This window comes from Ramlibacter sp. JJN2-2R (genome assembly GCF_057747835.1).
In genome coordinates, this window is record NZ_CM173226.1 from 3,395,864 (window position 1) to 3,415,789 (window position 19,926).

17 protein-coding genes and 1 other RNA gene are annotated in these 19,926 nt (G+C 71.6%); 5 read left to right on the top strand and 13 right to left on the bottom strand.

All coding sequences use genetic code 11. From position 1 onward, the window contains the following. Window positions 1-21 precede the first annotated feature (21 nt). The 4 genes from AC3ANR_RS16450 to AC3ANR_RS16465 form a co-directional block, all read right to left on the bottom strand. Window positions 22-1,881 carry an STAS domain-containing protein gene (locus tag AC3ANR_RS16450; RefSeq protein WP_488289182.1) on the bottom strand — a complete coding sequence of 620 codons (1,860 nt, stop codon included), beginning with the start codon at window positions 1,879-1,881 and terminating at the stop codon, window positions 22-24. Between the two features lie 40 nt (window positions 1,882-1,921). Continuing rightward, window positions 1,922-2,716 carry an RNA polymerase-binding protein DksA gene (gene dksA / locus AC3ANR_RS16455; protein WP_488291833.1) on the bottom strand — a complete coding sequence of 265 codons (795 nt, stop codon included), beginning with the start codon at window positions 2,714-2,716 and terminating at the stop codon, window positions 1,922-1,924. Between the two features lie 524 nt (window positions 2,717-3,240). Further along, complete coding sequence (locus tag AC3ANR_RS16460) at window positions 3,241-4,299, bottom strand: CobW family GTP-binding protein (protein WP_488289183.1); 1,059 nt, start codon at window positions 4,297-4,299, stop codon at window positions 3,241-3,243. A 68-nt stretch (window positions 4,300-4,367) separates the two neighbouring features. After that, on the bottom strand, window positions 4,368-5,549 hold the full coding sequence (locus AC3ANR_RS16465) for a class I SAM-dependent rRNA methyltransferase (protein WP_488289184.1): 1,182 nt from the start codon (window positions 5,547-5,549) through the stop codon (window positions 4,368-4,370). Between the two features lie 53 nt (window positions 5,550-5,602). Between AC3ANR_RS16465 and AC3ANR_RS16470 the strand changes: the two genes are divergently transcribed. Beyond that, window positions 5,603-7,327: a sensor domain-containing diguanylate cyclase gene (locus AC3ANR_RS16470; RefSeq protein ID WP_488289185.1), complete on the top strand. Its 1,725-nt coding sequence runs from the start codon at window positions 5,603-5,605 to the stop codon at window positions 7,325-7,327. 9 nt (window positions 7,328-7,336) lie between these two features. On the opposite strand, the gene AC3ANR_RS16475 is transcribed toward AC3ANR_RS16470, so the two are convergent. From AC3ANR_RS16475 to dapF, 3 genes are read right to left on the bottom strand one after another with little or no spacing between them, the layout of a single operon-like run. Further along, window positions 7,337-8,263: a tyrosine recombinase XerC gene (locus AC3ANR_RS16475; protein ID WP_488289186.1), complete on the bottom strand. Its 927-nt coding sequence runs from the start codon at window positions 8,261-8,263 to the stop codon at window positions 7,337-7,339. A gap of 2 nt (window positions 8,264-8,265) precedes the next feature. Beyond that, complete coding sequence (locus AC3ANR_RS16480) at window positions 8,266-8,943, bottom strand: DUF484 family protein (protein ID WP_488289187.1); 678 nt, start codon at window positions 8,941-8,943, stop codon at window positions 8,266-8,268. 11 nt (window positions 8,944-8,954) lie between these two features. Next, window positions 8,955-9,824, bottom strand: a complete 870-nt coding sequence (dapF, locus tag AC3ANR_RS16485; protein ID WP_488289188.1) for a diaminopimelate epimerase — start codon at window positions 9,822-9,824, stop codon at window positions 8,955-8,957. A gap of 93 nt (window positions 9,825-9,917) precedes the next feature. On the opposite strand from dapF, the gene AC3ANR_RS16490 reads away from it, so the two are divergent. Next, window positions 9,918-10,454: a carboxymuconolactone decarboxylase family protein gene (locus AC3ANR_RS16490; protein WP_488289189.1), complete on the top strand. Its 537-nt coding sequence runs from the start codon at window positions 9,918-9,920 to the stop codon at window positions 10,452-10,454. Between the two features lie 138 nt (window positions 10,455-10,592). On the opposite strand, the gene AC3ANR_RS16495 is transcribed toward AC3ANR_RS16490, so the two are convergent. Continuing rightward, the gene (locus tag AC3ANR_RS16495) at window positions 10,593-11,585 is read right to left on the bottom strand and encodes a tripartite tricarboxylate transporter substrate binding protein (RefSeq protein ID WP_488289190.1); all 993 of its coding nucleotides are present in this window, start codon (window positions 11,583-11,585) and stop codon (window positions 10,593-10,595) included. Window positions 11,586-11,613: 28 nt separating this feature from the next. On the opposite strand from AC3ANR_RS16495, the gene AC3ANR_RS16500 reads away from it, so the two are divergent. Beyond that, window positions 11,614-13,248, top strand: coding sequence for an MBL fold metallo-hydrolase (locus AC3ANR_RS16500; protein WP_488289191.1), 1,635 nt, complete (start codon window positions 11,614-11,616; stop codon window positions 13,246-13,248). Window positions 13,249-13,317: 69 nt separating this feature from the next. Here AC3ANR_RS16500 and rnpB read toward each other — a convergent pair. After that, window positions 13,318-13,688, bottom strand: an RNA gene (gene rnpB / locus AC3ANR_RS16505) — RNase P RNA component class A. A gap of 70 nt (window positions 13,689-13,758) precedes the next feature. Here rnpB and AC3ANR_RS16510 point away from each other — a divergent pair. Further along, a complete protein-coding gene (locus AC3ANR_RS16510; RefSeq protein ID WP_488289192.1) occupies window positions 13,759-15,417 on the top strand; it encodes an NAD(P)/FAD-dependent oxidoreductase in 1,659 nt (552 codons plus the stop codon). Continuing rightward, window positions 15,414-16,061: a ProQ/FinO family protein gene (locus AC3ANR_RS16515; RefSeq protein WP_488289193.1), complete on the top strand. Its 648-nt coding sequence runs from the start codon at window positions 15,414-15,416 to the stop codon at window positions 16,059-16,061. The genes AC3ANR_RS16510 and AC3ANR_RS16515 overlap by 4 nt, the downstream gene beginning before the upstream one ends. A gap of 63 nt (window positions 16,062-16,124) precedes the next feature. Here the strand turns inward: AC3ANR_RS16515 and htpX are convergent, their stop codons facing one another. The 4 genes from htpX to pyrC all read right to left on the bottom strand — a co-directional run bounded on the left by htpX (window position 16,125) and on the right by pyrC (window position 19,641). Next, window positions 16,125-16,997, bottom strand: coding sequence for a protease HtpX (gene htpX, locus AC3ANR_RS16520; RefSeq protein WP_488289194.1), 873 nt, complete (start codon window positions 16,995-16,997; stop codon window positions 16,125-16,127). Window positions 16,998-17,099: 102 nt separating this feature from the next. Next, complete coding sequence (locus tag AC3ANR_RS16525; protein ID WP_488289195.1) at window positions 17,100-17,828, bottom strand: DUF3025 domain-containing protein; 729 nt, start codon at window positions 17,826-17,828, stop codon at window positions 17,100-17,102. Then, window positions 17,825-18,613, bottom strand: coding sequence for an NYN domain-containing protein (locus tag AC3ANR_RS16530; protein WP_488289196.1), 789 nt, complete (start codon window positions 18,611-18,613; stop codon window positions 17,825-17,827). The genes AC3ANR_RS16525 and AC3ANR_RS16530 overlap by 4 nt, the downstream gene beginning before the upstream one ends. Beyond that, window positions 18,610-19,641 (bottom strand): dihydroorotase, encoded by a 1,032-nt coding sequence (pyrC, locus tag AC3ANR_RS16535; RefSeq protein WP_488289197.1) that lies wholly within the window; start codon window positions 19,639-19,641, stop codon window positions 18,610-18,612. The genes AC3ANR_RS16530 and pyrC overlap by 4 nt, the downstream gene beginning before the upstream one ends. Window positions 19,642-19,926 lie beyond the last annotated feature (285 nt).

Sequence of the window (19,926 nt, forward strand, 5' to 3'; positions counted from 1 at the left end):
CGCCTCAGACGCTTGAGCGCGTCAGTCGCGCCGGGCGATCACCCGCGCGTGCTCGCTGATGCCGATGACGTTGAAGAACGCGGCCACGAGCCGGTTGACCTCGACGAACTGCACCTGGCGGCCCTCGCCCTGCCGGGCGCTCGCCCAGTTGAGCAGCGAGCCGGCGGCCGTGAAGTCGATGCGGATCAGGCGGGCGCAGGAGATCACCATCACGTCGGCGCCGGCCAGCTTGCCGTCGAGCAGGTCGATGCTCTCGTTCGCGTCGCCCAGGATCTGCCCGGCCAGCTCGACCGACGCGACCTGCGCCACCTGCTGCGAGTTCATGCCCGCCGTCTGCGTGTCGCCGTAGCCGGGCGCCGTCAGGTTGGACATCAGCGAGTCGCGGAACGCCTCGCCCACGATGGTGTGCCCCGCCACGTAGCTGCCGTCGGCCTGCAGCGGCTTGAACTCGCAGCGGGCGCTCTCCCAGGACGGCGGCGAGACCTCGTAGGTGACGCAGTAGTCCAGCGCGACCAGCTCGAACTCGTCGGGCCGGTGCATGACGCGCAGCACCTCCATGCGCAGCCGCCACCAGGCCGGGTTGACCGACTTGTCGCCCGACGGCGTGGCGCCGCGCAGCACGCGCTCGAGGTTCTCGGCGCCGATGAAGCGCAGCTGCACCGGCTGCCCGGCCCATTGCGTGAACAGCCGCGCCAGGCCGTCCAGCGCGGGCTCCTCGATGGCGGCGAGCCTGGCCCACGACAGCCGCCAGGGCGGCTGCGCCTTGCCCAGCGAGGCATTGAGCGTGGCCAGCGTCTGGGTGCCGAACGTGGCCGGGGACGTCCAGTCGGCGAGCTGGCCATTGCCCGCCGGCGCGGCGACCTGCGCGGCGCCCATGCGCCCCACGGCCTCGGGCAGCGAGATCCATTGCGGCGCCGAGCGGCCGAAGCGGCCGGCGAACTCGATCGCCGCGGTCTCGAACCGGTCCTGCTGGCCGGTGGCGCGATACAGGTCGAACAGCGTGAGCCAGGTCTCGTCGTGGTCGATGCGCGGGCCGCCGGGGGCCAGCACTTCCATCAGCCCGGATTCGGCGCCGGCGTCGTCGCCATTGGCGAAGCGGATCGCGGCTTCCTCAAGCTCGGGGTCGTGGGCGAATTCGTCGACCTCGAGCGCGAACACCTTGGACGGCGAGAAGCCGCTGGGCGTGCCCGAATCGCTGGGAGGGGCCGCGAACAGGCCCATGGCCGGCCGCAGCGGCGCCGGCGCCGTGGACGGGGCCGGTGCGGGCGCGGCGGGCACCGGCGGCGCCGGGATGGCCTGCGCGCCGGTGAAATCGAGCATCGGCTCGTCGTCCCGCTGCGCCGGCACGGGCGCCACGAGCGGCGTCGCCTCGGTGCGCGCATAGCTGCTCGCCGACGCCCCCGCCCCCGCCCCCGCCGCGCCGGGCAGGCCGGGCTCGGGCGTGCGCGGCAGCGACTCCGGCGGGATGTGGGAGGACATCGGGAAGTTGGTGCTGCTGCCATTGCTGGCGCGGCCGTCCCCGTGCTTGTTCTTCCACCACTGCATCGACATCTGCGCCTCGATCTCGTCGATCTTCTTCAGCGTGGTCGCGCGGTCGTCCGGCTTGGACGGCAGCGAGCTCTGGAAGAACGACGGCCGGGCGGCGGGATCCTGGCCCGCCATCACCTCGCTGCGGCGCATCTTGCGCAGCATGTCGAACTCGCGCTTGCGCACGAAGTCGTTGCGCCGCTTGCGCTCGATCATCTCCTTGAGCATCTGCTTGGAGTACGAGCTCTCGCGGTCGCTGTCCTGCTCCGCGTCCGACCAGCCCGAGCCGGGGCTGCGGACGAACTTCACCACCTTGGAGAAGAGTCCGCCTGCGCCGGTTTCTTCCTTGGGCATGTCGGTCGGTCGATCCTGCGGGGGAGGTGGGGCGGCGACGTCAGTCGCCGAACATCTTCTGCTTCAACTCGCGGCGCTGCTGCGCCTCGAGCGACAGCGTGGCGGTCGGGCGCGCGAGCAGCCGGCCGACGCCGATCGGCTCGCCCGTCTCGTCGCAGTAACCGTAGTCGCCCGCGTCGATGCGCGCGATCGACTGCTCGATCTTCTTGAGCAGCTTGCGCTCGCGGTCACGCGTGCGCAGCTCGAGCGCATGCTCCTCCTCGATCGTGGCGCGGTCGGCCGGATCGGGGACGATGACCGTGTCCTCGCGCAGGTGCTCGGTGGTCTCGCCGGCGTTGTTCAGGATGTCCTGCTTCAGCTGCACGAGCTTGCGGCGGAAGAAGGCCATCTGCTTGTCGTTCATGTACTCCGAATCGGGCATCGCGAGGACTTCCTCGTCGGACAGTTCGTCCGCCGACTTGGACTTCCAGTTGTTCGCGAGCTTCGGGTCTTTCTTGACGTTGACGAGGGGAGGAGGAGTGAGCACGGATGGAGTCGGGGTCTGGGTGTAGCTGGCCTTGGCGGCGGTGGACGCGACCGACTGGGCCATCGAAGGCACGGTGATCTGCGCCAGCCGCGCCGACGGCTTGGTCGCGCGGGCGGGGGTGCCCGGCGCCGCGGGAGCCGCCGGGACGGGCGCCACGCGCGCCGGCACGGGGGCCGGGGCTGCAGCTACGGGGGTGGGCTTGGCACTCGCCTTGGCAGGGGCCGCACGGCTGGGTGCGGCCGGCGCCTTCGCGGCGGTGGACGGGGGGGCTTTCCTGGCGGGCGCCGGCGCCGCGGCCTTGGTGGCCACGGGCTTGGCGGGAACCGCCTTCTTGACGGGCGCCTTGGCGGTTGCCTTGGTGCTCGTCCTGGTCGTCTTGACCGATGGAGTCTTGCTCACGGCCGGCTTCTTCGCCGCCGGCTTCTTGGCCGAGGCTGGCGCCACGGCGGATTTCCTGGCCGCCGGCTTGGCGGCCGGCTTCACCGTCTTGGACGCGGGCCTGGCCGCCGTGCGGGCCTTGGCTTTGGGGGCTGCCTTCGCTGCTTTCGCCGGGGCCTTGGGTTGGGGCTTCACGTCCTGTCTCCTCGCAGCGCCCACTCGGGGCTGCAAGCTCCCGGCAGGCGTCGTTTCTGTGGGGTGGCCTTCATCGGAGCGAGTTATACCCTGATTGTCGGGCAGCACAGCGGCAAAGCCGGCGTTTCGCATCGCGGGCGTGGTTGCGGCGCGGCGCGCCCCCCGGGACGGCCCGGGTGGAAACCCCATCATTTGCAAAAGCGCGACAGTCGCAGCCCGGCGGGCACGGCCCTGGCCGGCGCCGCCGGCGGCGCTCGGGTTCAGGCCAGGCACTGCTCCAGGCCCTGCAGGAAGATGTCGCGCGGCAGGTCGATGCCGATGAACACCATCTTGCTGGTGCGCTGCTCGCCCTCGCCCCAGGCCGGGCCGAGGTCGCTGCCCATGAGCTGGTGCACGCCCTGGAAGATGACCTTGCGCTCGGTGCCCTTCATGTTCAGCACGCCCTTGTAGCGCAGCATCCGCGGGCCATAGATGTTCACCACGGCGCCCAGGAAGTCCTCCAGCTTGGCGGGGTCGAACGGCCGGTCGGCCTTGAAGACGAAGCTCTTGACGTCGTCGTCCACATGGTGGTGGTGGCCGTGGCCCTCATGCGCGTGCGAGGGATGGTCGCAGTGCTCGCCGTGCTCGTGGTCGTGATCGTGGTGGGCGTGGTCGTGGCCGTCTTCCTTCAGGAAGTCGGGGTCGATGTCGAGCTTGGCGTTGAGGTTGAAGCCGCGCAGGTCGAACACCTCGTCCAGCGCCACCTCGCCGAAATGCACGGCCTTGTGCGGCGCGCGCGGATTCATGTGCTTGAGCCGGTGGACCAGCGCGTCGGCTTCCTCCTTGGCCACCAGGTCGGTCTTGCTGATGAAGATCTGGTCGGCAAAGCCCACCTGGCGGCGCGCCTCCTGCCGGTCGTTGAGCTGCTGGGCCGCATGCTTGGCGTCCACCAGCGTGAGGATCGAGTCGAGCAGGTAGGTCTCGGCGATCTCGTCGTCCATGAAGAAGGTCTGGGCCACCGGGCCGGGGTCGGCCAGGCCGGTGGTCTCGATCACCACGCGGTCGAAGTCGAGCAGGCCCTTGCGCTTCTTGGCCGCCAGCAGCTGCAGCGTCTCGCGCAGGTCCTCGCGGATCGTGCAGCAGATGCAGCCGTTGCTCATCTGCACGATCTGCTCCTTGGTCTCGGTGACCAGGATGTCGCCGTCGATGTTCTCCTCGCCGAATTCGTTCTCGATCACGGCGATCTTCTGGCCGTGCGCCTCGCTCAGGACGCGCTTGAGCAGGGTCGTCTTCCCGGAGCCGAGGAAGCCGGTCAGGATGGTGGCGGGGATCAGGCTCATGGCGGTGGGGGAGTCCGGAAAGGGACGCGAGTCTAGCGGAAGCCGGCCAACGACGCCGGGCCGCCTGCTCATCGGCGGACGATGGCCAGCCCCTTCAGGTACTCGCCCTCGGGAAAGACCAGCGTCATGGGATGGTCGGGCGCCCCCGCCAGCCGCGCGGTCACGTAGCCGTCCACCTCGGCATCGATGGCGGCCGAAGCCACGATCTTGTGGAACAGGTCGGCGCTGATCCCGCCCGAGCAGGAGTAGGTGAACAGCACCCCGCCCGGCACCAGCAGCTTGAAGGCCAGCCGGTTGATGTCCTTGTAGGCCCGTGCGGCGCGCTCGGCATGGGCGGCCGTGGGCGCCAGCTTGGGCGGGTCCAGCACGATGGCGTCGAAGGTGCGCCCCTCGTCGATGAAGCGGCGCAGGCTCGCATTGACGTCCGCGTCCAGGAACTCGGCGCGGGCCGGCTCGAAGCCGTTCAGGGCCACGTGCGCGCGGGCACGCTCCAGCGCCGGGCCGGACGAATCGATCGAGGTCACGTGCGCCGCCCCGCCGGCCAGGGCCGCCACCGTGAAGCCGCCGGTGTAGCAGTAGCAGTTCAGCACCCGCTGGAACGAGAGCCGGCGGGCGTGCTCGGCGAAGAGCGCGCGGCTGTCACGCTGGTCCAGGTAGAAGCCGGTCTTGTGCCCGGTGGCGATGTCCAGCGTCAGGCGCCAGCCGTGCTCGCGGATCTCCAGCTCGGTGGGCCCGTCGCCGCGCAGCCAGCCGCGCTCCTCGGGCAGGCCCTCGAGCGAGCGCGAGCTGGTGTCCGAGCGCTCGTACAGGCGCGACAGGCCGGTGGCCTGCAGCAGGGTGTCGGCCAGCACGGCCTTCCAGCGCTGCGCGCCGGCGGACAGGAACTGCGCCACCAGCGTGTCGGCGTAGCGGTCCACGATCAGGCCCGGGAGCCCGTCGGATTCGCCGTGCACCAGGCGCCGGCTGTCGCTGTCGATCGCGAAGCGCTGGCGCGCCTGCACCGCGCGGGTGACGGCCTGCAGGAAGAAGGCCGGGTCGATGCGCTGCCCTTCGTCGAAGCTCCAGCAACGCGCCCGGATGCGCGAGGCGGGGCTGAACGCGGCCCAGGCGAGGAACTGGCCATCGTGGGCCTCGACCCGCACCGTCTCCCCCGGATCGCCGCCGCCCTTGCCGACGGCGGAATCGAAGATCCAGGGATGGCGGCGCAGCAACGATCGTTCCTTGCCGGGCTTGAGGCGGACGGTTTTCATCCGCCGATTGTCCCAACCCGGGCGACAATGCGCCAAAACAAGCGAGGGGTCTGGTGACGAGGAGTCGAACCACGAGGTGGGCGGCGGCCGGCCGCGCCGCGTTGCTGGCCGTCCTGGCAGCCCTGTTCACGGCCGCCGCCGCGGCGGCGGACCGCGTCGTGACGCTGGAGGCCGAGGCCGGACAGGCGACGCTCAACGGCGAAGGGGAAGCCTGGCTGGACCGCACGGGCCAGGCCCGGATCGACGACGTCGCCGCCAACCAGGCGGGCGGCTGGTCCCCCACCGCGGCCGGCACGGTGTATCCGCTGCGCACCGGCGCGGTGCTCTGGGTGCGCTTCACCGTCGACGTGCACGACGACAGCCAGCGCTGGTACCTGCAGGTCCCCTACCCCGCCGTCGACCGGCTCACGCTCTACACCCCCGATGCGCAGGGGCGCTGGACCGACCGCACGGCGGGCGACTCCCTCCCCGTCTCCACCTGGCCGGTCCCGCACCGCCATCCGCTGCTGCCGATGATGCTCACGCCCGGCAAGCCGCAGCAGTTCTACCTGCGCATCGAGAACCCCTTCAGCTTCAGCGCGCCGGTGATCTTCACCAGCGAGCGCGAACTGCTGCGCCAGGAGCAGCGCGCGGCCCTGATCCTGGGGATCTACTTCGGCCTGGTCGGCCTGTCGATCGTGCTGGCCCTGTTCGGCCTGGCCTCCGTGCGCGACCCGGCTTTCGGCTGGTACGCGCTGGCGGTGACCCTGATGGGGCTGGCGCAGGCGGCCATGACCGGAATCGGCGGCCTGCACCTCTGGCCGGGGTGGGCATGGTGGAACAACCTGTCGGTGTTCGTGCTGCCGGTCACGGCGGTCGCGGTGCTCCTGTGGTTCCTCGCGTCGATGGTGTCGTTGCCCCAGCGCTCGGCGCGCCTGGCCCGCCTGCAATCCGGGCTGTCGATCGCCTGCCTGGCGGCGGCGGCGACGGTCGTGGCCGTCGAGCCGTCCTGGCGCCTCTGGCTCGTGATTCCGGCCATCGCGGTCGGGGTCGGCACCGGCGTGCTGATCGTCGCCTGGGCTGCCCGGCGCGGCGACCGCCACGCCGGCTGGCTTCTGGTCGGCATGCTGCCCGTGGCGGCAGCTGCCGCCCTGCCGCTCGCGCGGGCGGCGGGCGCGATTCCCGCGAGTTTCTGGACCGCCAACGGCATGCTGGTGGGCATCGCGCTGGAGCTGCCGATCCTGCTGGCCGTCCTGGCCGCCCGCGTGCAGGACCGGCGCGAGAACACGCGCCGCATCTCGGGGCTGGAGCGCATCGACCCGGCCACGGGCCTGGTCAACGCGCACGTCTTCCGCGAGCGGCTCGGGGCCCTGATCGCGCGCAGCGAGCGGCTGCGGCACCAGAGCGTGGTGCTGATGATCGACCTGGTGAACGTGGATCAGATCCGCCGCGACTTCGACCGCCGCTCGGCCGAGGAGATGCCGCTGCGCGTCGCCTCGCGCCTGCTGTCCTCGGCGCGCGAGATCGACAGCGTCGCGCGCCTGTCGGACCACCGCTTCGGCCTGTTGATCGAGGGGCCCGTCTCGGCCGAGGAGGCCTCGGCGTCCGGCGCCAAGGTCGTGGCGCGGTGCCTGATGCCGTTCGACGGCAAGCCCGTGGCGTGGGTGCCGCAGGTGCGCATCGCGCAGACCGTCGTGCCCGGCGGCGGCGACGCGCAGCTGGTCATGGACAAGCTCGAGTCGGCGCTCGCGGCCGCGCCGCCGGAGAGCAAGCGCGCGGTGTTCAGCGTCGGGATGTGAGGCGCCGGCTCACTTGCGCCGGTGCGCGCGCGGGTGGGCGGCGTCGTACGCCTTGGCCAGGTGCTGGAAGTCCAGCCGCGTGTACACCTGCGTGGTGCCGATGTTGGCATGCCCCAGCAGCTCCTGCACCGCGCGCAGGTCGCCGCTGGACTGCAGCACGTGGCTGGCGAAGGAGTGGCGCAGCATGTGCGGGTGCACCGGCGTGGCCAGGCCCGCCCGCAGGCTGCGGCGCCGCAGGCGCAGCCAGATCGATTGCGGCGTCAGCCGCTTGCCGCCCCGGCCGATGAAGAGCGCGGGGTCCGCCCCGGCCAGTTGCCCGCGCAGCGCGAGCCAGGCGCGCAGCGCCTCGGCGGCCTGCCGCCCGACCGGCACGGCGCGGCGCTTGCTGCCCTTGCCCAGCACGTGCGCCTCGCCGGCGTCCAGGTCGATCCAGCCGCGCGCCTGCCCGCTCGCCTGCACGTCCAGGCCCACCAGCTCGCCCACGCGCAGGCCGCAGCCGTACAGCAGTTCAACCATGGCGACATCACGGGCCTCGAGCACGGGGTCGGCGTCCGCGTCGTCGTGGTCGGCCAGCTGCATCGCGTCGTCGACGCCCAGGGCCTTGGGCAGCGGACGCGGCGACCTGGGGGCGCGCACGTCCTGCACCGGATTGCTCGGCACCATGTCGCGCAGGCCCAGCCAGGTGTAGAAGCCGCGCCAGCCCGACAGGATCAGCGCGATGCCGCGGCCGCTGCGGCCGGCGCCGTGCATCTGTGCCACCCAGCGCCGGATGTGCGCGGTCTGCACCCGCACGAGCGGCACCCCGGCGGCGCGGGCGTTGTCGAGGAGGCGCCGCAGGTCGAGCGCATAGAGCTCGACCGTGCGCTGCGCCAGGCGCTTGCCGACGCGCACGTGCTCGAGGTACTGCTCGACCAGCGCGGCGTCGGCGTCGTCCATCGCTATTCGTCGCGCAGGCGGGACAGCGCCGCGGAGGCGAGCTCGGCGATGCGCTCGAGGAAGTCGGTGCCCATGCCGGCGGCGAAGCGCTGCGGGTCCGGCGAGGCCAGCACCAGCATGCCGAACGCCCGGGAGGTGTTCTGGATCGCGCCGACGCGCAGCGGGATCAGCGCGACCGACATGGCCAGGTCCTTGTCCTCGAGCCAGTTCACGGCCTCGAAGCCGGAGTTCACGCCGCAGTAAGGCTGCGTAAGCGAGGAGGCGAACGACCTGGCGTCGTCGCTCACGCCGGTGGCGAAGTCCTCGCCGGCATAGTGCGAGGCGACGCCCCACACCTTGATCGCCGCCTGCGGCACCATGAACTGTGTCATCAGCTCGGACACCACGGTCGCGGGCAGCGCGTGGGTGTTGCGCACCAGCATGAGGTTGCGCGCCCAGCGGTGCAGCCGGTCGGCGATGACCACGTTCTCGCTGCCGTGGCGCACCATCTCCATGATGCGCTGCTCCAGCGCCTTGATCTTGTCGCGCAGCATCTCGGCCTGGCGCTCCTGCAGGCTGACGGCGCGGTTGCCGTGCGGGCTGGTCAGCTGCACGCTGGCCAGCAGCTGCGCGTGGCGCTCGAAGAAGTCGGGCGTGTTCGCCAGGTAGTTGGCGATGTCGTCCTCGGTGATGGGATTCATGCTTGCAGGAGTCATTCGGGCACCTCGATCTCGCCTTCGAACACGGTGACCGCGGGGCCGGTCATGAACACGGGCGCGGCGCCGCCGGCCCATTCGATCGTGAGCAGCCCGCCGCGGGTCTGCACGTCCACGCGCGGGTCGAACCGGCCCAGCCGGATGCCCGCCACGACCGCCGCGCACGCGCCGGTGCCGCAGGCCAGGGTCTCGCCGGCGCCGCGCTCCCAGACGCGCAGCCGCGCATGGCCGCGGTCGACCACCTGCAGGAAGCCGGCGTTCACGCGGCGCGGAAAGCGCGAGTGGTGTTCGATCAGCGGGCCCTGCGTGGCCACCGGCGCCGTGTCGACGTCGTCGACCTCCTGCACCGCGTGGGGGTTGCCCATGGACAGCACGGCCAGGGCGACGATGGGCGCCTCGGCCCGCGTGCCCAGCGCCAGCTTCCACTTCTCCCAGCCGCCGTCCGGGTGCGGGTCGAGCCCGGCCGGATCGAAGGGGATGGCCGCGGGCTCGAACACGGGCGCGCCCATGTCGACCGTCACGCGGCCGTCCGGATTCAGCCTCGGCTCGATCACGCCCGACAGGGTGCGCACGCGCACGGTGTCGCGGTCGGTCAGGCCCTTGTCGCGCACGTAGCGGGCGAAGCAGCGCGCGCCGTTGCCGCACTGCTCCACTTCGCCGCCGTCGGCGTTGTGGATGACGTATTCGAAATCGATGCCCGCATCGGGCGAGGGCCGCACCGACAGCACCTGGTCGGCGCCGATGCCGAAATGCCGGTCCGCGAGCCACTGGTACTGCCGCGGCGTCAGGCCGAGGCGGCCACGGGTCTCGTCGATCACGACGAAGTCGTTGCCCGCGCCCTGCATCTTGGTGAAGCGGATCCGCATGGGCGGCATTATCGGCGCTGGCGGCGCGCCGTCCGGCCGGGCCGGGGCGGCGCGCTTATGCTGTGACGCTTCGCCACCACGCCTGCCATCGCCATGCGCATTCCCGACTGGACCCCCGACGCCAAGCCCCAGCCCCAGGACCTCGTCGACGCCATCCTCGAGCGTCGCGGCGGCGAGCTGCTCAACCTCGATCGCGCGCTGCTCTGGAGCGAGCCGCTCGCCCGCGGCTGGAACGTGTACCTGAAGGCCGTGCGCACCGGCCTGCCCACCAGCCGCAAGCTGCGCGAGCTGGGCATCTGTACGGTCGCCCTGCTGACCGGCGCGCACTACGAGTACCACCACCACGCGCCCGACTTCCTGGCCGCCGGCGGCACGCAGGCGGAACTCGACGCGCTGCAGGCGTTCTGCCGCTCGCCTGCGGCCGAGCCCGCCGGGCTCGCGCCCGACGAGGCGCTGGTGGCGCGCTATGCCGCGCAGATGACGCAGCAGGTGAAGGTCGACGATGCGCTGTTCGCCCGGATGCAGCAGCGCTTCGACACCACCGAGCTGGTGGAGCTGACCGCGGCGATCGCCACCTACAACATGGTCGCGCGGTTCCTGCTGGCGCTGGGGGTGACTCCGGAGGCGTGAGGGGATCGCGCTCGCGCTGCGCGCGGGACCCTGACCCCCCTCTGTGCGCGAAAGTCCCTGAATCCCTCGCGCTGCGCGCGGGACCCTGGGTCCCCGCTTTCGCGGGGACGGATTGACGCGGCGGCACGGCCGCCGTGGTCAATCCGCCTTGATGTTGTTGTCCTTGACGACCTTGGACCAGGTGTCGACCTGCTTGTCGATCCAGGTCCGCGCCGTCTCCACCGAGCCGCCGCTGATCTCGATGCCCTGCGCCTGCAGCTTCCTGGCGACGTCCGGGTTCTTCAGCGCCTTGTTCAGCTCCTCGTTCCAGCGGCGCACGATCTCCGGCGGCGTCTTCGCCGGGGCCAGCACCGCCCACCAGGCGGGCGCGTCGAAGCCGGCGAATCCGCTCTCGGCCACGGTGGGCACGTCGGGCAGCTCCGCGCTGCGCTTGGAGCTGGTCACCGCCAGCGGGCGCAGGCGCTTGCTGTCGATGTGCGGCTTGGTCACGAACACCGAACCGATGGACAGCGGCACGTGGCCCGCCACGGCGTCCTGCATCAGCGGACCGCCGCCCTTGTAGGGCACGTGTGTCCACTCCAGGTTGGCGTTCTTGGCCAGCAGGGCCATGGCCAGGTGGCCCAGGCTGCCGGAGCCGATGGAGCCGTAGCTCACGGGCTTGCGCGCCTTGGCGGCGGCGACGACGTCGGCGAAGGTCTTGAACTCGCTGTTGGCGTTGGTCGCCAGCACCATCGCCGAGGTGCCCACCAGCACCAGCGGCACCAAATCCTTGCGGGTGTCGTACGGCAGGTTGGGGATCAGGCTCGGATTGACGCCATGCGTGTCGAACACCACGGCCAGCGTATACAGCGTATACCCGTCGGCGGGCGCTGCTGCCACGGCGGCGGTGCCGATCGAACCGGACGCGCCGCCCTTGTTCTCGACGATGACGTTCTGGCCGAGCTGCTGCTGCAGCACCGGCGCCAGGATGCGGGCCACCTGGTCGACCGAGCCGCCGGGCGGAAAGACGGCGACCAGCTTGATCGGCTGGCGCTTGGGCCAGTCGCCCGCGCCCTGCGCGTGCGCCAGGGGAGCCAGCAGTCCGAGCGCCAGCGCGGCGAAGGCGAAACGGCGGGAGAGGCGGATCTTCATCGTCGAGGCTCCATGCTGTAATCGACCGATGGTAAGAGCCGCGCAACTGCTGCACACCCAGCGTGAACCCGTAGCCACCCGCCCCGCCGCCACCGTCCTGCTCATGCGCGACACGGCGCACGGCCCCGAAGTGCTGATGACCCGCCGCTCGCCGACCGCGAGCTTCGCGCCCGGCGCCTACGTCTTTCCCGGCGGCGGCATCGATGCCGCCGACGCGCAGGCGCACGCCATCGCCGCGCGCCGGCCCACGCAGGACGACCTGCGGCTCACCCAGGCCATCGCCGCCATCCGCGAGAGCTTCGAGGAGCTCGGCGTGCTGCTCGCCCGCCATGCCGACGGCCGCTTCGCGGACCACCGCGACATCGCCGCGCTGCAGCGGCACGAGCCCTTCGCCGCCCAGTGCGCCGCGCGCGGCCTGACCCTGGCGGCCGACCAGGTGCACGTGCTGGCCCACTGGATCACCGACCGCGACCTGCCCCGGCGCTTCGACGTGCCCTTCCTCGTGGCCCGCATGCCCGGGGGCCAGGAGCCGGTGGCCGACGAGGCCGAGCAGTTCGAGCCGCTCTGGATCCGCCCGGCGCAGGCGCTGGAGCGCCATCGCGCCCGGGACTTCTTCATGATCTTTCCGACCATCCGCACGCTGGAGCGCCTGCAGGCTTTCGGCACGGTGGACGAGGTCCTGCAGGCCTGCGCCGGCGAGCAGCCGCTGTGGACCAGCTGCCCGCGCGCCGGCCTGCTCGGCGGCAAGGAAGCGCGCTACATGGAAGGCGACTCGCCGTTCGGCGAGCTGGCGCTGGTGTGCCCCGACGGCCAGATCGTGCATGCGCTGGACTGGCAGCATGAGCGCCCGGTGCCGCTGCTGCGCCACGTGGCGCGGCTGACGGCATCGAACCCGTCGGTCATGACCGGGCCCGGCACCAACAGCTACGTGGTCGGCGACAGCGCCACCGGCTACCTCGTCATCGATCCGGGCCCGAACGACGCCACGCACCTGCGGCGCCTGCACGACGCGGCCGGCGGCGACATCCGCCTGATCGTCTGCACGCACTCGCATCCCGACCATTCGCCGGGAGCGCGGCCGCTGCAAGCGATGTGCGCGGCCCGCCCGCCGATCCTGGGCCTGTCGTCGCGCCCGACCTCGCGTCCGGACAGCCGTTTCGAACCCGATCGCGAGCTGGGCGACGGCGAGGTGCTGCGGCTCGAGGGCGGCGGTGCGACGCACAGTCTGCTCGTGCTGCACACGCCTGGCCACGCATCGAACCACGCCTGCCTGGTGCTGCTGGAGGACGGCCTGCTGTTCTCCGGCGACCACGTCCTGAACGGCAGCACGACGATCGTCAGTCCGCCCGACGGCGACATGACGGCCTACCTGGCCTCGCTGGACCGGCTGGACGCGGCCTGCGGCGAACACGGCATCGAGTTCATCCTGCCCGCGCACGGCCACGTGCTGGGCTTCGCCAGGCAGGCGATCGCGCGCCTGAAGGTGCACCGGCTGCAGCGCGAAGCGAAGGTGCTCGCCGCGATGCGCATGCGGCCGGATGGCGACCTCGACACCTGGGTGCCGCTGGCCTACGACGACGTGCCTGCCGCGATCTGGCCGATCGCCAAGCGGTCCCTGCTGGCCCACGTCGAGCGCATCCGCGCGCAGGACCTGCTCGCCTGAGAGCCCTGGAACACGCGGGATCCAGAAAAAAGCCCGGAAACGCACGACGTTTTCGGGCTCGAAGAAAAAGTGTGAAGCGCGCCGTAGGCCGGATTCTGTGCGGCGCGGTTGCCCGCTCCGTGACCGCCATTCCTCTGGGCCGGGGGTCGCCCCACCGGCTCGGTGCTACCTACCCGCCAACTCCCCGGGACACAGGTCGACGTTGGCCTACTTGGTATTGCTGCGCGTAGAGATTGCCCGTTTCACCCTCGCGCCCTGGGATGCTCGCCTTCGGCTTTCGCCTGCGGCGCGGTCCCACGGCGGGCGCGAGACTCGTCTCTGTTGCTCTGATCCTCACCTCGCGGTGGACAGGTGTTGCCTGCTACGCTGCCCTGTGCAGTCCGGACCTTCCTCCAGTGCGGCCTTTCGGCACTTGCACCAGCGGCGGTCTGGCGTGCTTCACCCCGGTATGATCGCACGCCTTCCGGCGCGTTCCCGCCCGCCGGGCCAACTGCTTGATCGACACAAGCCGTGATCCGCATCTCCGAACTCAAGCTCTCCCTCGCGCAGGCGGAGCAGCCGGAAGCGCCGCTGCGTGAAGCCGCGGCCCGGCTGCTCGCCATCGCGCCATCCGACATCGCCTCGCTGGCGGTGTTCAAGCGCAGCTTCGACGCCCGCAAGGCCGAGCTGCTGGCCGTCTACATCGTGGACCTCGCCCTGGTCGATCCGGCGCGCGAAGCCGCGTTGCTCGCGCAGTTCGAGCGCCACCCGCACGTGGACGCGACGCCCGACATGGAATGGCGCCCGCCCGTCACCGCCACCACGGCGCCCTCGCCGCGGCCGGTGGTGATCGGCTTCGGCCCCTGCGGCATCTTTGCCGCCCTGGTGCTGGCGCAGATGGGGCTGCGGCCCATCGTCCTCGAGCGCGGCAAGACCGTGCGCCAGCGCACCAAGGACACCTGGGGCCTGTGGCGCCAGCGCGTGCTGCAGCCCGAGAGCAACGTGCAGTTCGGCGAAGGCGGCGCGGGCACGTTCTCGGACGGCAAGCTGTACAGCCAGATCAAGGATCCGCGCCACCTCGGCCGCAAGGTGATGGGCGAATTCGTCAAGGCCGGCGCGCCGGCGGAGATCCTGTACGTCGCGCATCCGCACATCGGCACCTTCAAGCTGGTCAAGGTGGTCGAGTCCATGCGCGAGCAGATCGTGGCGCTGGGCGGCGAGATCCGCTTCCAGCAGCGCGTGACCGACTTCCTCGTCGAGGACGGCCCCGGCGGCAGGCACCTGCGGGGCCTGCGCATCCTGCACCAGGACACCGGCGCCACCTCCGAGCTGCGGGCCGACCACGTCGTGCTGGCGCTGGGCCACAGCTCGCGCGACACCTTCGAGGCCCTGCATGCGCGCGGCGTGTTCATGGAGGCCAAGCCGTTCTCGATCGGCTTTCGCATCGAGCACCCGCAGGGCATGATCGACCGCGCGCGCTGGGGCCGGCACGCCGGCCACCCGCTGCTGGGCGCCGCCGACTACAAGCTGGTGCACCACGCGAGCAACGGCCGCGCCGTCTACAGCTTCTGCATGTGCCCGGGCGGCACCGTCGTCGCGGCCACGTCGGAGGCGAACCGGGTCGTCACCAACGGCATGAGCCAGTACTCGCGCAACGAGCGCAACGCCAACGCCGGCATGGTGGTGTCGATCGACCCGCGCGACTACCCGGGCGGTCCGCTCGCCGGCATCGCGCTGCAGCGCGAGCTCGAGTCGCGCGCCTTCGTGCTGGGCGGCGGCACCTACGAGGCGCCCGGCCAGCTGGTGGGCGACTTCGTCGCCGGCCGGCCCTCGACGTCGCTGGGCGAAGTGCTGCCCTCGTACAAGCCGGGCGTGAAGCTGGACGACCTGCACCCTGCCCTGCCCCCGTACGCCATCGAGGCGCTGCGCGAGGCGCTGCCGGCCTTCGGCCGCAAGATCCCCGGCTTCGACCGGCACGACGCGGTGCTGACCGGCGTCGAGACCCGCACCTCGTCGCCCCTGCGCATCACGCGCGGCGAGGACTTCCAGAGCCTGAACGTCCGCGGCCTCTATCCCGCGGGCGAAGGCGCCGGGTACGCCGGCGGCATCCTGTCCGCCGGCGTCGATGGCATCAAGGTCGGTGAGGCGGTCGCGCGCAGCATCGCCCCCACCCTTGCAAATGAACCATGAGTGATCCCGTGACCGACAGCTCCCCCGCCCAGCCCGCCGCCCCGGCGGCGAAGAAGCGCCGCAAGCCCGCCGGGCGATCCGTGCACCCGCTGCTGCACACGCTCTACGAGCTGCACCCGCTCCTGTTCGGCGCGCGCTTCCTGCCCCTGAAGCTCGGCGTCTTCGAGGACCTGCGCAGCGCGCATCCGGACCGCCTGCCGGCCGAGGAGCTCAAGGTCGCCCTGGGCTTGCACACCCGCTCGACCCGCTACCTGGAAGCCGTCGCGGGCGGCCTGCCGCGCCACGACCTGGCCGGCCAGCCGGTGGAGCCGGTCGCCCCCGAACACGTGCACCACGCGATCCTGGAGCTGTACCGGCGCAAGAGCGGCACGCCGCAGGAGCCGGCGGCGCGCAGCCGGGCCGTCGAACAGCTGGCCGGCGCCATCGAGCGCTCGGGCCTGGGCCGCGACGCCTACCGCGAGCGCTTCGGCCAGCACGAGGCGAGCCGCCCGCTGCTGGACGACGCCCTCGCGGCCGTGGGCCAGAAGGCCGCGCGCCAGGAAGCCTTGCTGCGCGCGTTCCGCGCCAGCGGCAAGTCGGTCGAGGAGTTCGCCGAGATGTACGGCATGGACCCCGCCGACGTTGCCGCGCTGGTGAAGGACTGAGGACGCCCCGCCCCATGAAGGAAGGCCGCCCGAGGGCGGCCTTCCTGCTGGCACCGGCCGGGCTCAGGCCTGCGCGTTCTGCAGCGCGGCGATGCGCTCCTCGATCGGCGGGTGGGTCGAGAACAGCTTGCCCACGCCCGAGGTGATGCCCATGGCCTGCAGGCTCCTGGGCAGCTCGCCGGGCACCATGCCGCCCAGGCGCGCCAGGGCGTTGATCATGGGCTGCCGGCGGCCCATCAGGTCGCTGGAGCCGCGGTCGGCGCGGAACTCGCGCTGGCGCGAGAACCAGGCCACGATGATCGCGGCCAGGAACCCGAACACGATGTCGAGCACCACGGTGGTGATCATGTAGCCGATGCCCGGGCCGCTGCGCTGCTCGCCGCGGTTGAGCCAGCCGTCCACCAGGTAGCCGATGGCGCGCGACAGGAACACGACGAACGTGTTCATCACGCCCTGGATCAGCGTCATGGTGACCATGTCGCCGTTGGCGATGTGCGCCACCTCGTGACCGATGACGGCCTCGACCTCCTCGCGCGTCATGCCCTGCAGCAGGCCGGTGGACACGGCCACCAGCGCATCGTTCTTGAAGGCGCCGGTGGCGAACGCGTTGGGCTCGCCCTGGAAGATGCCGACCTCGGGCATGCCGATGCCGGCCTTGTTGGCGAAGCCGCGCACCGTCTCCACGATCCAGCGCTCGTCGGGCGAGCCGCTGCCGTCGATGACCTGGACGCCGGAGCTCCACTTGGCGATCGGCTTGGACAGCAGCAGCGAGATGATGGCGCCGCCGAAGCCCATCACGAACGCGAAGCCCAGCAGCATGCCCAGGTTCAGCCCGTTGGCCGTGAGGTAGCGGTTGACGCCCAGCAGGCTGGCGACGATGCCCAGCACCACCACGACCGCGAGGTTGGTGGCGAGGAACAGGAAGATTCTTTTCATTGGACTGGCTCCATGTGAGTCAACGGGCTCGCGCGAAAGATGGGGCCTCCCCGGCCGAACTCAAGCGCGCTGGCTTGGCCGCATGCGCCCCGTGCTGCCTTCTCATGGCTTGCGCGGCCTGAACACCACTGAGTCAGCATAAAAAGAAAAGTTCTCGTTGTCAGGCCACCAGCCTGGAATTCCCAGTACCGGCAGCGGGGTCAACGGCTTGGCGGCCAGCCGCTGCGGGGTGCACTGGCCGGCCAGCCAGGCGTCGGCCGCGGCCGGATCGTGCAATGGGGCCGGAGCCGCCCAAACGTGCGCCGTCATGTCCTTGCGCGGCGCCGCCAGCTTCTCCAGCAGCGCATGGCCGACGATCACGACGCGCGCCTGCGCCCACAAGGGCCGCAGACCGACGAACAGCCGCTGCCAGTCGCGCTCGAGCAGCGCCGCCCACAACGGAGCCGGCGCGTCCAGCAGCAGCCCGTTCTCGTCGAACACGGTGATCGCATCGCGCACCGGTCCGCGCCGGCCGCCGATGCCGCCGCGTGCGATCTCCTGCGCCTGCAGCTCGTTGAGCCGCTTCTTGGTGCGCGGCCAGCCGATCCAGCACAGGCCGTTGAAGAAGTCGTGCAGGTTCTCGCGCGTCGGGCACTGCCCGGTGGCGTGGATGAAGCGCTCGTAGGGCTCGCCCTCGGGCAACGCGGACTGCGGCGCGAACCGGACCGGCGCGCCGGGCTCGGCGTTCAGCGCCTGCGGCAGCGCCGTGCCGGCCTGCCAGCGGCCGTGCACCCGCTCGCCCGGGCCACGCCACGGGGCGTACCAGGGCGCTGTCCAGTCGGGCGCGGTCAATCGTCCTCGCGCAGCAGCCGGATCTGGTTGGGCTGCCGGGCCGGCATCAGCTGGACCGGCAGCGCGAACTTCTTGAAGAAGCTCGACGCCCCGGCGCTCTTGCCCATCAGCCCGGCGTCGCGCAGCTTCTTGACCACCTCGTTCAGCGCCACGTCCTCGCCGCGGCGCAGCGCGGGAATCGACTCCAGCACGTCCAGCACCGCATCGGCGCCGTCGTCCGCGCTCTTGCGCGGCGCGGGAGCGGCGTGACGGGGCGCGGGGGCGGCGGGCGCCTTGGCGGCCCGGGGCGCCGGCGCCTTCGCCGCCGTCTTGCGCGCGCCGGCGGCGGCCTTCTTGGCCGCGGTCCGGGCGGCCGGCGCCTCGTCGACCAGCACAACGTCCGCATAGACGCGCTGCAGGTCGGCGACGGCGGCCTTGTGGCCTTGGGCGAAGCACAGCACCTGGCGCCCGGCCTCGCGCAGCCGCACGGCCAGGGGGGCGAAGTCACCGTCGCCCGAGCCGATCGCCACCGTGGCCGGCAGCTGCCCGGCATGCAGCAGGTCCATGGCATCGACGACCAGGGCGGCGTCGGTGGTGCCGACGCCGTGGTTCACGACCGCCTTGCCGCCGTGGCGCTGCAGGAAGGCCTTGGCCGCCGTCAGCGTCTCGAGGCTGCCGTACGCGCGCAGCACCGACAGGGCCAGCCCCCGCTCGCGCAGCGTGGCCAGGGCCTGCTCCATGCCGGCGGCCGACAGGTTGTCGGCATCGATCAGCAGCGCCGCTGGCTCGCCCGCCATCGCGTTCATGCCGCCCTCCATGCCAGCGCCTCGCCGCCGCGCAGCGGCTTGAGCTGCGCCTCGCCGAACGGCACCGTGTCCGGCACGGTCCAGGACTCGCGCCTGAGGGTGAGCGTGCCGGTGTTGCGCGGCAGGCCGTAGAAGTCCGCGCCGTGGAAGCTGGCGAAGCCCTCCAGCCGGTCGAGCGCGCCGGCGGCATCGAACGCCTCGGCGTACAGCTCCATGGCCCCGAGGGCGGTGTAGCAGCCGGCGCAGCCGACGGCGTGCTCCTTCAGGTGCGCCGCATGCGGGGCGCTGTCGGTGCCGAGGAAGAACCTGGGATGGCCGGACGTCGCGGCCTCCACCAGCGCCAGCCGGTGTGTCTCGCGCTTGAGGACCGGCAGGCAGTAGTAGTGCGGCCGCACGCCGCCCAGGAAGATGGCGTTGCGGTTGTAGAGCAGGTGGTGCGCGGTGATCGTCGCCGCCGTGTTGGCGCCTTCGTCGCGCACGTAGTGGGCGGCTTCCTTGGTGGTGATGTGTTCCATCACGATCTTCAGGCCGGGGAAGTCCTTGCGCAGCGGGATCAGCTGGCGGTCGATGAATTCGGCCTCGCGGTCGAACAGGTCGATGTCCGGCGAGGTGACTTCGCCGTGCACGAGCAGCAGCAGGCCCTCGCGCTGCATCGCCTCGAGCGTGCGGTACGTCTTGCGGATGTCGGTGACGCCCGCATCGCTGTTGGTGGTGGCGCCAGCCGGGTACAGCTTGACCGCGACCACGCCGGCTTCCTTGGCGCGCCGGATCTCCTCGGGCGGCAGGTTGTCGGTGAGGTACAGCGTCATCAGCGGCTCGAAGCGCATGCCCTGGGGCACGGCCGCGAGGATCCGGTCGCGGTAAGCCACCGCCTGCGCCGCGGTGGTCACCGGCGGCTTGAGGTTGGGCATGATGATCGCGCGCGCGAATTGCGCGGCGGTGTGCGGCACCACCGCCGCCATGGCCGCGCCGTCCCGCACGTGCAGGTGCCAGTCGTCGGGGCGGGTGATGGTCAGTTCGTTCAGCATGGGACGAATTGTCCCAGAGTGGATCGCGCGAATCGGCGGTCGTCCTTGTTGGGGAAGCAGCTCTGCGTTGAGTGCAAAGGTCTAGAGGGCTTCTCTACGGGCACGGGCACGGCACGGCACGGGCACGGGCACGGGCTGGGTGCGGGTGCGGGTGCGGGTGCGGGTGCGGGTGCGGGCAGGGCACAGGTGCGTTGGGTGGGCACCTGGGGCGGGCGGCAGGGCGATGCCCGCCAGGGGCTCATGCTGGCCTCTCCGTGCTTCGCCTGCGGCTCACGCACAGTCGCG

What these genes read in the sequence shown, in the direction of transcription:
- AC3ANR_RS16515 (WP_488289193.1), top strand. Translation starts at nt 15,414, where the DNA reads ATGAGTGATCCCGTGACCGACAGCTCCCCCGCCCAGCCCGCCGCCCCG.
- AC3ANR_RS16490 (WP_488289189.1), top strand. Translation starts at nt 9,918, where the DNA reads ATGCGCATTCCCGACTGGACCCCCGACGCCAAGCCCCAGCCCCAGGAC.
- pyrC (WP_488289197.1), bottom strand. Translation starts at nt 19,641, where the DNA reads ATGCTGAACGAACTGACCATCACCCGCCCCGACGACTGGCACCTGCAC.
- AC3ANR_RS16480 (WP_488289187.1), bottom strand. Translation starts at nt 8,943, where the DNA reads ATGAATCCCATCACCGAGGACGACATCGCCAACTACCTGGCGAACACG.
- AC3ANR_RS16500 (WP_488289191.1), top strand. Translation starts at nt 11,614, where the DNA reads ATGGTAAGAGCCGCGCAACTGCTGCACACCCAGCGTGAACCCGTAGCC.
- AC3ANR_RS16495 (WP_488289190.1), bottom strand. Translation starts at nt 11,585, where the DNA reads ATGAAGATCCGCCTCTCCCGCCGTTTCGCCTTCGCCGCGCTGGCGCTC.
- AC3ANR_RS16475 (WP_488289186.1), bottom strand. Translation starts at nt 8,263, where the DNA reads ATGGACGACGCCGACGCCGCGCTGGTCGAGCAGTACCTCGAGCACGTG.
- dapF (WP_488289188.1), bottom strand. Translation starts at nt 9,824, where the DNA reads ATGCGGATCCGCTTCACCAAGATGCAGGGCGCGGGCAACGACTTCGTC.
- htpX (WP_488289194.1), bottom strand. Translation starts at nt 16,997, where the DNA reads ATGAAAAGAATCTTCCTGTTCCTCGCCACCAACCTCGCGGTCGTGGTG.
- AC3ANR_RS16530 (WP_488289196.1), bottom strand. Translation starts at nt 18,613, where the DNA reads ATGAACGCGATGGCGGGCGAGCCAGCGGCGCTGCTGATCGATGCCGAC.
- AC3ANR_RS16450 (WP_488289182.1), bottom strand. Translation starts at nt 1,881, where the DNA reads ATGCCCAAGGAAGAAACCGGCGCAGGCGGACTCTTCTCCAAGGTGGTG.
- AC3ANR_RS16460 (WP_488289183.1), bottom strand. Translation starts at nt 4,299, where the DNA reads ATGAGCCTGATCCCCGCCACCATCCTGACCGGCTTCCTCGGCTCCGGG.
- AC3ANR_RS16465 (WP_488289184.1), bottom strand. Translation starts at nt 5,549, where the DNA reads ATGAAAACCGTCCGCCTCAAGCCCGGCAAGGAACGATCGTTGCTGCGC.